General features: G+C 56.9%; 15 protein-coding genes and 1 pseudogene. 10 read left to right on the forward strand and 6 right to left on the reverse strand.

Annotation, left to right across the window (positions count from 1 at the left end; all coding sequences use genetic code 11):
• Window positions 1–64: 64 nt before the first annotated feature.
• Both J5278_RS19400 and J5278_RS19405 read left to right on the forward strand, forming a co-directional pair.
• A protein-coding gene (locus J5278_RS19400; RefSeq protein ID WP_374108320.1) for an IS5 family transposase occupies window positions 65–843 on the forward strand; the annotation gives its coding sequence in 2 pieces (ribosomal slippage) (window positions 65–407 and window positions 407–843; 780 coding nt in all).
• Window positions 844–888: 45 nt separating this feature from the next.
• Window positions 889–2,103: an IS701 family transposase gene (locus tag J5278_RS19405; RefSeq protein WP_219258769.1), complete on the forward strand. Its 1,215-nt coding sequence runs from the start codon at window positions 889–891 to the stop codon at window positions 2,101–2,103.
• Window positions 2,104–2,392: 289 nt separating this feature from the next.
• Here the strand turns inward: J5278_RS19405 and J5278_RS31025 are convergent, their stop codons facing one another.
• The 4 genes from J5278_RS31025 to J5278_RS19420 all read right to left on the reverse strand — a co-directional run bounded on the left by J5278_RS31025 (window position 2,393) and on the right by J5278_RS19420 (window position 4,626).
• On the reverse strand, window positions 2,393–2,635 hold the full coding sequence (locus J5278_RS31025; RefSeq protein ID WP_307877484.1) for a hypothetical protein: 243 nt from the start codon (window positions 2,633–2,635) through the stop codon (window positions 2,393–2,395).
• Between the two features lie 367 nt (window positions 2,636–3,002).
• Window positions 3,003–3,125 (reverse strand): hypothetical protein, encoded by a 123-nt coding sequence (locus J5278_RS31030; RefSeq protein ID WP_257623455.1) that lies wholly within the window; start codon window positions 3,123–3,125, stop codon window positions 3,003–3,005.
• Between the two features lie 9 nt (window positions 3,126–3,134).
• A complete protein-coding gene (locus J5278_RS19415; RefSeq protein WP_209186735.1) occupies window positions 3,135–4,013 on the reverse strand; it encodes a nucleotidyl transferase AbiEii/AbiGii toxin family protein in 879 nt (292 codons plus the stop codon).
• Window positions 4,006–4,626: an AbiEi antitoxin N-terminal domain-containing protein gene (locus J5278_RS19420; RefSeq protein ID WP_209186736.1), complete on the reverse strand. Its 621-nt coding sequence runs from the start codon at window positions 4,624–4,626 to the stop codon at window positions 4,006–4,008. Before J5278_RS19420 ends, J5278_RS19415 begins: the two co-directional genes overlap by 8 nt.
• 666 nt (window positions 4,627–5,292) lie before the next feature.
• On the opposite strand from J5278_RS19420, the gene J5278_RS19425 reads away from it, so the two are divergent.
• The 4 genes from J5278_RS19425 to modA all read left to right on the forward strand — a co-directional run bounded on the left by J5278_RS19425 (window position 5,293) and on the right by modA (window position 8,972).
• Window positions 5,293–6,351, forward strand: coding sequence for an ABC transporter substrate-binding protein (locus J5278_RS19425; RefSeq protein WP_209186737.1), 1,059 nt, complete (start codon window positions 5,293–5,295; stop codon window positions 6,349–6,351).
• Between the two features lie 77 nt (window positions 6,352–6,428).
• Complete coding sequence (locus J5278_RS19430; RefSeq protein WP_257623480.1) at window positions 6,429–7,382, forward strand: iron ABC transporter permease; 954 nt, start codon at window positions 6,429–6,431, stop codon at window positions 7,380–7,382.
• Window positions 7,379–8,152, forward strand: coding sequence for an ABC transporter ATP-binding protein (locus tag J5278_RS19435; RefSeq protein ID WP_209186739.1), 774 nt, complete (start codon window positions 7,379–7,381; stop codon window positions 8,150–8,152). Before J5278_RS19430 ends, J5278_RS19435 begins: the two co-directional genes overlap by 4 nt.
• 13 nt (window positions 8,153–8,165) lie before the next feature.
• Window positions 8,166–8,972, forward strand: coding sequence for a molybdate ABC transporter substrate-binding protein (gene modA / locus J5278_RS19440; RefSeq protein WP_209186740.1), 807 nt, complete (start codon window positions 8,166–8,168; stop codon window positions 8,970–8,972).
• 409 nt (window positions 8,973–9,381) lie between these two features.
• Here the strand turns inward: modA and J5278_RS31635 are convergent, their stop codons facing one another.
• Window positions 9,382–9,573: a DUF1543 domain-containing protein gene (locus J5278_RS31635; protein WP_374109202.1), complete on the reverse strand. Its 192-nt coding sequence runs from the start codon at window positions 9,571–9,573 to the stop codon at window positions 9,382–9,384.
• A 314-nt stretch (window positions 9,574–9,887) separates the two neighbouring features.
• On the opposite strand from J5278_RS31635, the gene J5278_RS19450 reads away from it, so the two are divergent.
• From J5278_RS19450 to J5278_RS19465, 4 genes are all read left to right on the forward strand, one after another.
• Entirely contained in the window at window positions 9,888–10,412 is a 525-nt protein-coding gene (locus J5278_RS19450) for a transporter suffix domain-containing protein (protein ID WP_209186742.1), read from the forward strand.
• 64 nt (window positions 10,413–10,476) lie between these two features.
• Window positions 10,477–11,592 (forward strand): HlyD family secretion protein, encoded by a 1,116-nt coding sequence (locus J5278_RS19455; protein ID WP_209186743.1) that lies wholly within the window; start codon window positions 10,477–10,479, stop codon window positions 11,590–11,592.
• On the forward strand, window positions 11,582–12,634 hold the full coding sequence (locus J5278_RS19460; protein ID WP_209186744.1) for a DUF2955 domain-containing protein: 1,053 nt from the start codon (window positions 11,582–11,584) through the stop codon (window positions 12,632–12,634). The genes J5278_RS19455 and J5278_RS19460 overlap by 11 nt, the downstream gene beginning before the upstream one ends.
• 51 nt (window positions 12,635–12,685) lie before the next feature.
• Entirely contained in the window at window positions 12,686–13,150 is a 465-nt protein-coding gene (locus J5278_RS19465; RefSeq protein ID WP_209187829.1) for a DUF2721 domain-containing protein, read from the forward strand.
• A 47-nt stretch (window positions 13,151–13,197) separates the two neighbouring features.
• On the opposite strand, the pseudogene J5278_RS19470 reads toward J5278_RS19465, so the two are convergent.
• A pseudogene (locus tag J5278_RS19470) lies at window positions 13,198–14,417 on the reverse strand (alpha/beta hydrolase).
• Between the last annotated feature and the right edge of the window lie 468 nt (window positions 14,418–14,885).

Here is a 14,885-nt window from a genome sequence, read left to right on the forward strand (position 1 = left end):
GCAGTGTCCCCATAAACGGGGTTCATTTTATTGACGGTGTATGATTCAATTTCCTTGAAAGGAGATTGCTATGCGCCGTCACGAATTGAGCGACGAAGAATGGGCTATCATTGCACCTCTTTTGCCGAACAATAGCCGTGGAATTGAACGTGTCGATGACCGCCGGGTGATCAACGGCATCCTCTGGCGTTTCAGGACTGGTTCGTCTTGGCGAGATGTGCCGGAGCGTTATGGCCCGCGCACGACGCTTTACAATCGGTTCTCCCGATGGCGCAAGGCGGGCGTCTGGGATCGTCTTCTGGACGCCGTTTCAAAGCGTTACGATGGAGACATCGTGATGATCGACAGTTCTTGTGTTCGCGTTCACCAGCATGGTGCCAACGCTAAAAAGGGGGATCTGCCGATCCTTGCATGGGACGTTCGCGCGGCGGCCTGACGACAAAGATCCACGCTCTTGTCGATGCAGATGGCAGACCGGTTCGGCTCGAACTCACCGCCGGCCAAGCCGGCGATGCACCGATGGCTGAAAAGCTGTTGAGCGACCTGAGGCCCGGCGCGACGATCCTCGCCGACAAGGCATATGATACCGATGCAATTCGTAACTTTGCCAAGCAACGCAAGTGTTGGGCGAATATCCCTGCAAAGGCCAATCGAAAGCAGACATTCAGCTTCAACCGCTGGGTCTACCGTCAACGCAATCTCGTGGAACGGTTCTTCAACCGTATCAAGCAGATGCGAGGCCTCGCGACGCGATACGACCGGCGCGCTGATAACTACATGGCCGCCCTCAAGCTCGTCGCGACGAGGATATGGATCGCCTCAACTAATGAGTCCGTGGCCTAGCATTACAGTTGCGTATTTTTACAAGTTCTGAATCCATAGGCCCCCATGATTCGGAGGTCATGGATGATGGGTGCATCGATCGAGACAACGTTGGAACTTTGGGCATCGTCGCTGCGTGAAGTTAAGGCGCGTATGCGCGGATTGTTTACGCAGGAACGCGTTGCAGCATCTGCGAACCTTTTCCTGGACGGCTTATTAGGTGATGAGCGCCGTAAGACAGGTTGGATGCGCGCTGAGGCGGCTGGCGATCCCGGTCCGTGGCGACAGCAAGCCATCTTGGGTCGTGGACGCTGGGACGCAGACGGACTTCGCGACATTGTGCGCGAGTATGTTGTGGAGCACCTAGCCACAGATGATGCGGTCCTGGTCATTGATGAGACCGGCTTCCTCAAGCAGGGCAAGACATCTTGCGGTGTTTCACGTCAATATACAGGGTCGGCGGGCAAGGTAACGAACTGCCAAATCGGTGTGTTCACCGCCTATGTTTCCGATCGTGGTCATGCCTTTATCGATCGAGCCTTGTACTTGCCAAAGAGTTGGACCAGCGATCCGGCAAGGCTTGCCGCCGCTCATGTTCCTGAAACTGTAGCCTTCGCTACCAAGCCTGCCCTCGCTGTCGATATGATTCGGCGGGCGCTGACAGCCAAAGTGCCGTTCTCATGGGTGGCAGCAGATGCTGTGTATGGCGTCGGAGACGTCGAAGGAGCGCTGCGCCGAGCCTGCAAAGGTTACGTTCTTGGGGTTAAATCCGACCATCATTTTGGCGCTTGGTCTGGTAAGCCTTTCGTCGCAGGAACCGCTCTTGAGATTGCCCGTGATCTCGATCCGGCTGCATGGCATCGCCTTTCCGCTGGCGATGGCACAAAAGGCGCGCGGCTTCATGACTGGGCCTACTGCGAACTGGCCGATCTCGATGCCGACGAATACAGTGATACGCAAACCGGGCTTTGGACGCGCGGCTTGTTGATCCGGCGCAATATCAGCGATGGCGACCTCGCATTCTTCACGACTTGGTGCCCGGCCGGAACAGGCATTCAGACGCTCGTATCCGTCGAAGGTCACCGTTGGGCAATCGAAGACAGCTTCGAGACAGCCAAGAACGAACTCGGCCTCGATCATAACGAGACCCGCTCGTGGCATGGCTGGCATCGCCATGTCTCGCTCGTCATGCTCGCCTTCGCAATGATGGCTGTGATCCGATATCGCGCCAATAATGCGGCACCCCAAAAAAGACCGAGGATGCCGACCATCACGATCTGATCCGCTGGTCCATCCAAGAGGTCCGACGCATTGCGAATAAGCTTGCCCAGCGGCGTATAAAGCCCGCCCACATCATCGCATGGTCATGTTGGAGACGAGCGCATCAAGCTGTCGCCCAACGCGCTCACTTGAAATCAAAATTGCAACTGTAATGCTAGTAGCGACAGGTTCAAGCGGGCGATCACGACCTCCCATAGTTAATCTGCGACGGAACGTTTGACATCCTGCGCCGCGTTGGTCCACGTGGAAGCGACGATAGACCCAGCAGCGTGGTCGCCCTGCGCTTCTATCACACAAGACCGCCGATGGAATTCAACGGTTGCAGCACGATATCGGAGATCGCCGACACGCCGATCTTGAAGGCCGCTTGGTTTTCAGGATCGGAAACCATCGCCCGGAAGGCGGACCGGCTTGGGTACCGTACCAGCGCCACGGCATCCCATCCTGCTTCTTGTCCTGCTGTGAGAACGCGTAAGCCGTCGCCGCCGAACAGGACTTCCGCGCCGAAGCGAGCCAGGATCGGCCTGGCGATCCGATGGTATTCGAGGTACCGCTACCTGCCGCCGTTGGGTTCGAAACGAATGAGGTTCAACATCACGACGGCGGTATCGATTTCCTCGGCTAAGAAGGCGTCGAGAGCGGCGGGTGCAAGTGAGACTATCAGTTTTTCCTTGGATTAGGTACTGTATTTGAGTGCGGCCGCAGATAGGTAGCGCACCTACGTGTCAAAAACTGTCAGCAGCCAGCGATCGTTGCGATGGAGTTCCCCGATCATTTACTACGTCGCTGGAAGGCCGCGGTGCTCCATTTCTAGGTTCGCGATATAAAGGCCGCGTCGTGAAATAGCGAACGCTCGCGGTTGATCCGACAACTACGGACTTGAATTCGATAAATTGGCCTTACGCTCCCGCCGCTTGTAGCGCGAGGCGCATGTAATTGTGGATGACATCACCGTGGGCCTCGAGGTTGCCGCGCAACTCGCTGTCGAAAGTTTCGAGATCGCAGACGTCAATGACGCCCAATACGCTCGGTCATGTCTTATTGTCGTTTCTTGCTACGATCCTCGCGCATGACGGGCCGATCAACTCCCAAACCCGTCCAATGATCGATTCCAGCGAAACAGCTTCTAGTTCGAGCGATGCAGCATAAGCACGCCATTGCCGCTGCTTCCCTTCGTCGCTAAACATCTCGACCGAGAGGCCTGGTGGACGTTCTCTAGGGATTGGGGTCCGACGGCGTTCGAACGTCACGCGGATGGCGGCATCCAAATCATCAGCGGGAATGTCGATCGCGCGCGGTATCGCCCACAGGTCATAATAGTCCTTCATGCGCCCGTTAAGGACGCCAAGCGCCACCATCGCCTGGAATTTCTCGGCGATCACCGTAGCGGGCGGATAGGAACGAACCTGCGGAGCGGGAAAATCCAGCAGGGCTGGATAGTCGAGCCGTTGCGTCGCATCGGCCATAGCGTCTCCGAAGCCAATGTCGATTGTAACGGAGATGCGGGTCCTTTCGAGATATGCTGCAGTCCTGAGACGAACGCCGCCATATTCCATTTCTTCTCGAATGGTTGTCGCAGCGAGCGCATCAATGTCGAAGGCGAGTCCGTCGTCGCTCTCAATCGCCATGATCTCACCGAAGTCGGCGATCAGGCGGGCAGGATCTGCGTCTCCATGTCCGAGAAAGTCCGCATCCCGCGTCACCCGATTATCGTCGGCCACCCAAACCGTTACCAACATACCGCCTTTCAGGACGAAGCGGTCCCGATGTGCTGAGATTGACAGGCGATACAGCAGCCGTTCGAGCGCGAACCGCACCAGCAAGACGTCGAAGGCGCGACTTTCTTTGCGGGCTATATTGAGAAGCCGGTCCTTGACCGACTTCGCCATGTTCGCTGGTGTTTTAGCCATTGGAGGTGAGCGCCTCAAGATAGGGTTGCATGACTTTCCAGGCGCCGCCGGCCTTCGCGGCCTGGGCGATTGCGCTTGGAGTTGCCTTGCGTTGCTGAAGAGCAGCGCGCAGGCCTTCGACGGCGACCGATCGATCGACCAGTTTGGGGTTTCGGAACATGTCAGCAAGGGTTTTCGGGATCGAATAGACCGGAACGTCAATGCCTGCGATTACTTGATGTTCGATGCCCTGACGCAGATATGGTTCCGTGAAGCGGACCATACGCAGCGGGGGATAGGACTGTACGGGCGCCCAATCGGTCGTCCCGATCGCTATCCAAACGCGCCGCGGCATTTGGTCGGTTAGTCCGTGGAAGGCAAGCGCCGAGACCAGAGCGATGACGCCTTTGGGCGCACGCATGATGGCTTCAGCAAGGATCTGGTTCTCTTCGACTTCTGCGCCACGCTTCTGATAAACGCCGCGCGAGATACGATCGATTTCACCGCCTTCGACGGCGCGCGCGATTGTTTGCGCGCTAATACCAGCCTCGCGCAGTTCATGCGCATGCATCATGCTGCGCTCATTGAGCAGGCTTCTGAGCTTCAATTTTTGCGAATCTTGCGCCGATGGCATGTTACAAAACCTCTAATAGATCGCGATGTTATCAGAGGTTTTGTAACGCGTCATCCCTGTATGGCTGGCTGGCTTGCCGCGAGTTCAGATTCTGCCGGAATGTCTTAGGCCCTCGACCGGTGTTATGGGAGCGTCCATCCTGTCGCCCACGATTACAAAGCGCTAGCAGTACTAGGATATTGAACACCAAAATCGATAGAAACGGTGGGCGTCCCCTTTCGTGATCCGTCGCACCGCTTCAGGCCGTTGCCAAATATTTCTCACATGCCCTATGTAATGGGGCTGTCACTATCTCTCTAAATATATAACGAAAACAGGCGTTTAGAAAACATCCGTAATAGTATTTATGGAACTTCTGGTGACTTGGTTAGGATTTCACGGGGTGTAAAGGACGACCTACCGGCTTTACCGGTCACAAACCGTCATCTCGTCTCCAAACTAAATTGTCTGGATGCGAAGACTGCTGCTCGAGCAGTATGACCGGTATGAAGGTCGAGGTTAAGAGCGTCGCTCGCACCCAGCAAATCGCGACAGGCAAGCCAAGCTAATTATCGTGAAATCCCGCGGCTTGTTCTAGGGCCACAGAGGACATGCTGTAATAGCGTTGTATCCGCAGAAACATAATGATACGCCCTATCAAAGACCTCGCATCCGAGTACTTTCACCATGTCTAGCCGTTTACCAACATATTTTCGTCTTACATTTTTCTTTCTGGTCATGCTCTTTTCGGCTCCAGCATGGGCAGATCGTGTCGTCGTCGACCAGATTGGCAAGACCGTCCACTTGCCAGAGGTGGTCACTCGGGTTGTCATCCTGCAGCACCAGAGTCTCAACATCGCAGTCCAGCTTAACGCCATGTTCAAGGTCGTGGGTGTGCTGGACGAATGGCAAAAACAGCTCGGAAAGAACTATCTGCGCCTTGCTCCGGAACTGTCAAAGATGCCAATGCCCGGTGGCCTGACGAAGGTCAACATCGAGGAGTTGCTGAAGCTGAAGCCCGACGCGGTGATCGTGACAAACTATGCGCCTCCCGAGATGATCTCTCAGATCGAGGGAACGGGTATCCCCGTTGTTGCGATCTCGCTTCTCGACGTGCCGCCATCGGAAGCTACCAAACTTAGTCCGTCGGTGGCTGATGAGCCGAAAGCCTACGATGCAGGCTTTGCTAACGGTGTCAGGGTCATCGCCGATGTCTTGGACAAGAGACAGCAGGGCGAGGAGTTGATCGCTTACGCGATGAAGAACCGGAAGCTGGTCGCAGATCGGCTGGCAGGGCTTGATGAGGCGATGCGCGTTCCGGTCTACATGGCAAATCCTGACCTGACCACATACGGCCATGGCAAGTACACGGGACTGATGATGGCCAAGGCCGGTGCCCGCAATGTAGCCGACAGCGTTGCCGGCTTCAAGCAGGTCACTATGGAGGACGTTCTGTTGTGGAACCCGGCCGTGATCTTCGTCCAGGAGCGTTACCCCGAGGTTGTCAAGGATATCAAGACTTCCAACTCCTGGCAGACAATCGATGCCGTTAAGAACGACCGGATCTACCTGATGCCGGAATATGCCAAGGCCTGGGGCTATCCGATGCCGGAAGCGCTGGCTTTGGGTGAGCTTTGGATGGCGAAAAAGCTTTATCCCGACCGCTTTGCCGATATCGATATGAAAAGCGAAGCGGACGCGTACTACCGTAAGTTCTACCGCACCGACTATCAGTCGGCCTTGTGAGCGGAAGACTAACAGCCGCGTTCGCAGCACCAAGATTGGTGTTATGCGGCCTAGCCGCTCTGTTCATTGCGGTGGCAGTGTGCTCGTTGGGCGTCGGCCGCTACGGGATTTCTGCAGCACGGGTCGTGGCCATCCTGATTGATCCCATCATCTCGGCAACCCCGACAGTCTCGGCGGTGGAGCGCAGCGTCGTGTTCACCGTACGCCTCCCGAGGGTCCTTCTGGCGATGTTCGCCGGAGGTGGGCTGGCGCTTGCAGGTGCCACACTACAGGGCGTGTTTCGCAATCCTCTTGTTGGACCGCAAATCATCGGCGTATCTTCGGGCGCAGCTTTCGGGGGCACTCTGGCAATATTGTTGAGTTTCCCCAGCTATGGCCTGCTCTCAAGTGCTTTTCTGTTGGGACTGTTAGCTCTCTTTCTCGTCTATGGCTTGAACACCCTTGTCGGAAGGAAAAACATTCTCGCGCTCGTTCTTTCTGGCGTTGTTGTCAGCGGGTTTTTCGGCGCGCTGGTAAGCCTCGTCCAGTATCTGGCCGATACCGACGAGAAGTTGCCGGCAATCGTGTTCTGGCTTCTCGGCAGCTTTGCAACCGCGAACGCTTCAAAGCTTGAATTAATCGCTATCCCAGTTTTGGTGGCCTCCGGTTTCCTCCTCGCGCTTCGCTGGCGGATTAATCTACTGTCGCTTGGCGACGAAGATGCAGCGGCCCTCGGTGTGCGGGTGGAGTTGCTCCGCTGGCTGATCCTTTGCCTCGTTACCGTTATCGTCGCAGCGCAAGTGGCGGTGAGCGGCATTATTGGCTGGGTCGGCCTGATCGTCCCTCATATGGCCCGGACCGTTGTGGGACCCGACCACCGGTTTATGCTTCCTGCTTCTTTGATGATCGGTAGCATCTACGTTATCTTCATCGACGACGTCGCCCGAACCCTGTCAGCCACCGAAATTCCCCTCGGCATCCTGACGGCGTTGATCGGAGCGCCAGTCTTTGCCGTTCTCCTGCGCCACAGCCGATCGCAAGGTTTCAGATGAGCCGTTCCATTGTAACGATCCGGGATGCAGGGCACAGCTACGACGGTCAGCGTTGGCTGTTTCACAATCTCGATTTTGAGCTTCGTTCAGGCGAGATCCTGGCCATCCTCGGCCCAAACGGGCGTGGGAAGTCGACGTTGCTTCGCGCACTCGCTGGCCTGATCAAGCTGACGGTCGGCAGCATCCAGCGATCCGGCTCAATCGGCTTCGTCCCTCAGGATTTTGGAGGCTCATTTCCCTATTCCGTGCTCGACATCGTCCTCATGGGTCGCGCTCGCCACATCTCGACATTCCGAAGCCCCAGCAAGGCCGACGAAGCGATCGCTTTCGACGCCCTGGCCACCACGGGCATGCAGTCATTTTCGCAAAAGAGCTTCAATCACCTCTCAGGTGGCGAGAAGCAACTCGTTCTCGTTGCCAGGGCATTAGCCGGACAAAATGAGTGCCTCCTGCTTGATGAACCCGCGTCTGCGCTCGATCTCAAAAATCAGGCAGGCGTGCTGGACCTCATGCGGGATGTTGCCCTGAGCCAAAACCTTGCGGTGGCTTTTACAACCCATCAGCCCAATCATGCGCTCGCGCTCGCCGATAATGTTCTGATGCTGTTCGATGAAACCGAAGCGGTTCTGGGGCCGGTAGAAAACATAATGACGGACGAAAATCTTGCGGCGCTATACGGTATCCCGGTACGATCCATAACTTTTACACACAATGGAAATCGGCACACTTCCATCGTGCCCATATTTAGAGACCGAATTTCACAGGTTTAGACAGGAAACAACCATGCGGACCAGGATCCAACCGAAGCCTCTCATCGTCCTGGCAGCGGGAAGTCTTCGCAACGTCTTCGTCGAAATTATTTCGGAGTTCGAACGTCAGTTGGGAATACCTGTGCACATTGAACACGGCCCGGCAGGCCTACTTCGAGAGAAGATTGAGGAAGGTGCTATGTTCGACGTCTTCGCATCCGCCAACATGACTCATCCGGAAAAATTGCATTCTCTAGAGCTAACCGGCCCGGTCCTTTGCTTTGCGCAAAACCGTCTATGCGTGATCGCTCGCCGAAGCCTTGCAGTTGACGAAGAAAATCTGATCGATGTGCTTGCGGATCCAGAAGTGAGGCTGGGAACATCTACTCCGAAGGCTGACCCCTCTGGAGACTACGCTGTCGAGTTCTTCCAGAACGTCGAGCGTCGTCATCCCGGCAAAGGAAGATTGCTTGCTGGCAAGGCCCAGGCGTTGGTGGGCGGGCGAGATTCCGCTCCGATCCCGAAAGGCAGGACACCCGCCAGTTACCTGATCGGACAAGGAACAGTAGACACATTTATCAGCTACGCATCCAACGGATTGCTCAGTGAAGGTGACCCGGACGTCGTTGTCGTTCCGCTTCCCGAACCTTTGGGACCGACCGCACAATACGGTGTTTCGTTGCGTCGGAACGCAGCGGGATCGGCCGCGCTGTTCCGCAATCACTTATTCACACCGACGACAAAACTCGCCTTGGCCGGGCATGGATATGTGGCGGATGGCTATTTGTTATCCGATGCGCCGGTAAACACCAGACCACGGAAGTTCCGCTCAGAAAGTTGACTCGACTACTTTGCTGTTTTCGTTGAGTACGTCGGCTAATCAGCGGTACGTCGTCAACGCGCCCACCTGGCGTGCCACCTAGAACGGCCTAAACCCCAATTCGAATATAAGCACAGGTGAACCCAAATGGCTTTACGCTTGTCGCCTCAGTCAGCTTGAGACGATATCCATATCGGCCCATCAATTCTGTAACATCGACCGCCTTCTCCACCTCAAACACGTTGTCCTTGTGTGGGAGCTTCCAGCTTCTGATTTGCTGGAGGGCCTTCTTGGTTGCTGCCTTGGCATCCGATGCAACGCGCAGAATATTACGGTGCAGTTCGCCGAATTCTGTTGGATCGTATCCGCCTAGATTAACGAAAAAACAATTTTGTCGCAGGCGCTTGTTCCAACAGTTCGGTCGTCAGTGTCACATCGTAGCCATCGGCCTATTCGACCGCGCCCAGCAATCGAGGTGCAAGCTCTTTGGATCGCCCCACCATTGCTTGCGCAGATCGTCGCGGCAATCTTCCGCAGTCTCACCGATCGAAAACCTCACATCGTGCAATTCGATGTTCGAATTCCCGCAATCGCCTCCGATATAAAACATAAACAGCTTCATCCCAATGGGGCATTGAGAATATTAGTTATATTTGATTTACCTGAAAACCAGACCAAGGTAGACACGGCGAGAAGTTTGAGGAATTGGTGTCGATGTGACTGATGCCGACGATTTTCCGCCCCGACGGAATATGGCTAAAAGAGAAGTTTCGTCGCCATGGCCTGTTGGCATCGCTCGGTAAAACAGGGTGATTATGGGTTTCCAAGGGGGATTTCCAGGTATTGACAAGAGCAAAGCAAACGCTGCAGTTGTGCTCGAACCTGAAGATTTAGGACAGGCAGCAGACACAGGCGAAACGGGTAAAGGGTAGGACTATGGATGCAAAAGCTGGGGTGACGGTCGTACATCCGGTGGGTTGGCGGTTCAAATGCGGTGTTGGCATCTTCATCCTTAAGGTCGTCCTGGCTCTCTTCATTCCGATACTGGCGTTCTCCGGGCTGTCCGTCACTTTGGTGGCCGCGATCACCGGAACCATCTTCATCGTCAACAAGCTCCTCATGATCCTGATGATCGCGGTCATGGGCAAGCCCGGCTTCGTCGAGCTAAAGCGGATCATCGGGCAGTATCTGCCGAACATGAGCCCCGATGTCGTAGTCGGCCCCATCCGGTATGGGATCGGCCTTTTCATGTTCTTCTTGCCGATTGTTTCGGGCATGCTCGAACCCTACGTCGACACGATATGGCCGGGTCTCAGACCGAATATCTGGGAACTCCAGCTTGCCGAGGATGTCATGCTTATCGTCAGTGTCTTCGTGCTTGGCGGCAATTTCTGGGAAAAGGTTCGCGCGCTGTTCGTGCGTTCCGCCCGCGTCGTCGACACTGGCGGCCGCCCCGCCTGATAGCGGATCAGAAGACCCTCTGCTCGACATTCAATTTTGGCATACTTGAAAGGAAAAGGCGTCGATGGCGTCCGACACGGTTCCCGAAGACTATATCCCCGACAACGCCGCGCCCACCAAACAGCGCAACCCGCTGCGAAGGATCGCGCTGGCGGTCTTGCTGTTCGCCTGCATTCTCTTCGTCTTTGCGATCTTCATGGAGCGTCGCACGCCATCCTCATCGCAGGCGACCGTCAACGCCTATATCATCGGGATCGCGCCCGAAGTCACTGGCCGCGTCATCGAAGTGGGCGTGGCCGACAACACCGCAGTAACTTCCGGGCAGACGCTCTTCCGTATCGACCCTACCCAGTATCAACTGGCGGTCAACCAAGCCGAGGCCAAGCTGGCCCAGGTCGGCCAGTCCATCGGCGCGTCCACGGCGAATGTCGACGCGGTTCAGGCCAAAGTCGTGGCGGCAAGAGCGAACCGCGACCTGAAGCAGGAACAGCACAACCGCGCGGCTGAACTCGTGAAACGCGGCGTATACTCGCAGGCGAAGTACGATCAGGCCAAGTCTTCCCTGGATCAGGCGGATGCCACGGTCGTCGCTGCCGAAGCAGACCTGCGCAAGGCTGAGGAGGAGCTTGGAGCCAAGGGTAACGACAATCCGCAACTGAAGGAGGCTCTCGCCTCTCTCGAGCGCGCCCAACTCGACCTTCTTCGGACAACTGTCGCCGCTCCCGCGGACGGCGTCGTCACCAACCTCCAGCTCGCCGTTGGCGGAATGGTGGCGACGGGGCAGAGCGCCATGACGTTCATCGACGCCGGTACTGTATGGATCAATGCAGCCTTCAAGGAAAACAGTCTCGAGAAGGTCAATCCCGGCGATCGTGCCGAAGTGCTCTTCGACGTGCTTCCCGGACAGGTGTTTGCGGCCAAGGTGGAAAGCATCGGGATGGGCATCGCGACAGGTAGTGTCGATCCGACCACGGGGCTTCCGAAGGTCTCCACCGATACGGGCTGGGTGCGGACGCCGCAGAGCTTTCCCGTTCGCCTGATCCTCGACAGCGGCAGACCGAAGGGCGTGCGATACGGCTCGCAGGCGAACGTCGTGATCTACACGGGCGACCATCCGATCACCAATGCGATCGGTCATCTGTGGATGCGCTTCATGTCGGTCCTGACCTATGCAAGCTGACGGGCACCTCGTTCACCAAGACCTGCGCCTTACGAACGTCCGGCGCAAGGGGCTGCGGATCGCGCTGGCCGTCGCCGTCGGCTTCACGTGGGCGGTCTATACCGGTGCGATAATCCCGTTTCTCGCACCCTTCTTCGCGGCCCAATTCCTGATCGCCAATCCGCGACCGCTTGCGCTTAGAAAGGCGGTTGGCCTTGTGATCGTCATGCTCGTCACTGGCGAGGTCCTGCAGTTCGTCACTGCGATCGCCGGCCAGCGCCCTGTTGTACTTCTGCTCCTGCTCGGACTTGTCTATTTCGCCTGCTTCTTCCTTCAGGCGAGCGGCAAAGTCTCCGGGCCGACTATCTTCTTCGTGCTGGTGGTCGCCGTCATGGTGCCGCTGCTCGCGATCCTGAACAACGATCTCGCTGCCTCCATCATGTCGATCTTCATTCAGGGCACGGTCGGCGGCCTGCTCCTGATGTGGATCGCCCACGCCCTGATACCAGACAGGGGCGGCACCGAGACCGAAGCGGCCTTGTTGGCTCCAAATCCTGACGCCGTCAGGTTCGCGGCCTGCAATGCCATCATCCTCGTGATCTCGGTGGCGTCATGTCTGACGCTCGACGGCCTCTCCACGGCGACCGTCATTCCGATCACGGTTTCCCTGCTCCTGTCGCAGGCAGACTTGGCACGCAGCTCGCGGGCGGCCCTTGGACTTGTCATGGTCAACCTGTTCGGCGGCGTGCTGGCATGCGTCGCGTATGCCGCATATCAGGTCAGCCCGACCGGTCTTTTCCTGTTCCTCATCGTCCTCGTGATCGGCCTCATGCTCGGCGGTCGTGCGGCCCAGAACGATCCGGCTGCCAAGCTCTATGCCGGGGCTCTGACGATTTTTCTTACCGTACTCGGGAGCGGCGTGTCGCCCCTTCCGGGATCGGCGGCGGAATCGTTCTCCACCCGCATCGTCTTTATCTTCGGAGCGATCTCCTACACGATCTTCATGGCGGCCCTGCTGTGGCCACGCGTGAAGATCGAAGCGCCGGAACCGGTAAGCGCGTGATCGAAGCATCGGCAAATCGGTCATAAACTTTCTGCCTCACGGAGACGACGCATGGACACACCGCCGATCGTGAACGACCTCGCAACTGTTATACAAACGTCCCTTACGCCGGTCTTCCTGCTGGCGGGTACCGCGGGTTTCGTCAGCATCTACACCACGCGGCTCGGAAAGGTTTCCGACCGCCTCAACGAGTTGCAGGACTCGGACAAGAGCGGCTCTGTGCTGCGGATGCAGTTGGCGTATCTTCGCCGTCGGGCGCTTGCGCTGGAAATCGCGGTTTTGCTTGGCGCGCTTGCTGGCATCTGCACCGGAGGGGCGATCCTGAACCTGCTCGCGGGCTCGCTGGCGTTGGGGTTTCGCCAGGAAAATCTGTACTGGTTTTTCGGTGGAGCGATAATCGCCCTGATCGCATCGCTGGTGGCGTTCCTGGTCGAGCTGCTCATGGCCGCCCGTAACATGGTGCGGCAAATACGGCTGGACCGGAAAGCCTCCCTGGAAAGCTGGCGAATAACCTGACATCTCGAACCCGGTCTTTTCCACCAACCCTAGTTTAGCTTCTATGCCTACTGGGTCAGAGGCTCCGACTGCTTGTCGACCTGCAGGCTTTCTCCGATATCCTGAGCCTTGGTGTTCTGCGTCTCGCGGACGGTCGGCTTCTGCAACATCGTTATTGGCGCGCTCGCCGCGGTCTCGGCGACCGTACCGACCGTCTTGACCGCCCCGCCGACCACGGCAGCCACGCCTTCGCCGAGAGAGACGTTCGAATCCGTCAGCGGCTGTCCCGTCATCAGCCGTTGGCCGATGAGCTGGACGATCTCCGGACTTTCCGCGAATTTGCCATGGTTCAAGCCGTCGTTGGTTTTCACCTTCGTGAGGTCGATGGCCGTGATGCCTGCCTGCTCCAGCTTGCTCCGGTAGGGCTCCTCCGTCGGGTTGATCCTTCCGAGCCGGGCGACGTCCCCGGTGATGAAGCTGGAGACCGCAAGCGCCCTGTCGTCCTGCGAGACGAAGATCGTGAATTTCGGTTTGGGGGTGCCCATCTCGACGTACTGTTTGGCGAAGACCTGGATGTCGATGTCGGGCGACGCGAGGATGACGTTGTGGATTTTCGAATTGACGTGCCCGTCGCGTATGCCCATCTGCCGGAGAGACTCCATGGCCAGCCACGTTCCCATCGAATGGGCGAGGATGGTGATGTCCTTGACCTCGGGGTTGGAGGCGAGGATGCGGAGCGACTGCTCGAGCGCCGTGCGGGAGTAGTTGGTGCTTTCCTTGTCGTATTCGTACCCAAACAGGCTGGCCCGTGACGGCCAGGTGAACAGGATCGGTGTCGCCTGCATGCCTCCGTCATGGACGATCTGCGCGAAACGGAAGACGGAATCCTCGTAAGTATTGTTAAAGCCGTGGATGAAGACCAACGCGTGGCCTCCCGCGATATGGGCTTTGAACCATGCCCGGCCTTCCGGGAGAGTGTCGACGGCTTTCACTCGGGTAACCGCGAAATCGGTCGCTGGATTAGCGCGAAGCTTTCGCGGCCACTGCACGGTTCCTGCCGCCCTCGTCGGGGGGATCGATACTGTAATGTCAGTCATGTACGGCTTAGGGCTTCTCCGTTGAAAAGTGTCGCAGCAACGCCGGACGGCTGCCTGGTTGTCGCCACCAGCATGCTGACCTCGGACGTCCTTGGAGCCGCCGCTGTCAACGCGACGGGTGTCATGACGCCAACAGGATGCCCGCAGCCTGACAAAAGAGGGAGAACGGCAATGAGTAATCTTTTCAGCATAGGTGCTCCTGCTTAGAAACCTCACCATAGGGAAGAGGACATTCTTCGTATGTGCATAATTGCTGAATTTCAGGCGATGTAACACCTGTTAGTGAGTCGCCGTTGCCGCCCGGCCACATGGGGCGACGGCGACTACGGATTGCCTCTGATCGAGAGCCTGTAGAGCACATTAGCATCCGTTCCTTGCGTTACTTCGATTGGAACTGCCTCTATGACGTTACGAACAAGAATCCGTTTTTATGGCCTCAAGAATCCGCACTTTGCGGGTGTCAGTCCGTTTTTATGTCACGGTGAAGAGATACTTTATGAGGGGTATGGAGTGATTGACATCGCATAATTAAGCGTGACCCGAGTTAAACATCGCGCATTGTGACCTTATCGCGCCAAGTGGCCGTATTCTCAAATTTGGACGGCTTTAGATCCACCTTGCACCAATGCTCGCATCAATGATGGATGTTACGATTCCAA

Source organism: Rhizobium sp. B21/90 (assembly GCF_019355815.1).
In the GTDB taxonomy this organism is placed as follows: Bacteria; Pseudomonadota; Alphaproteobacteria; order Rhizobiales; family Rhizobiaceae; genus Rhizobium; species Rhizobium rhododendri.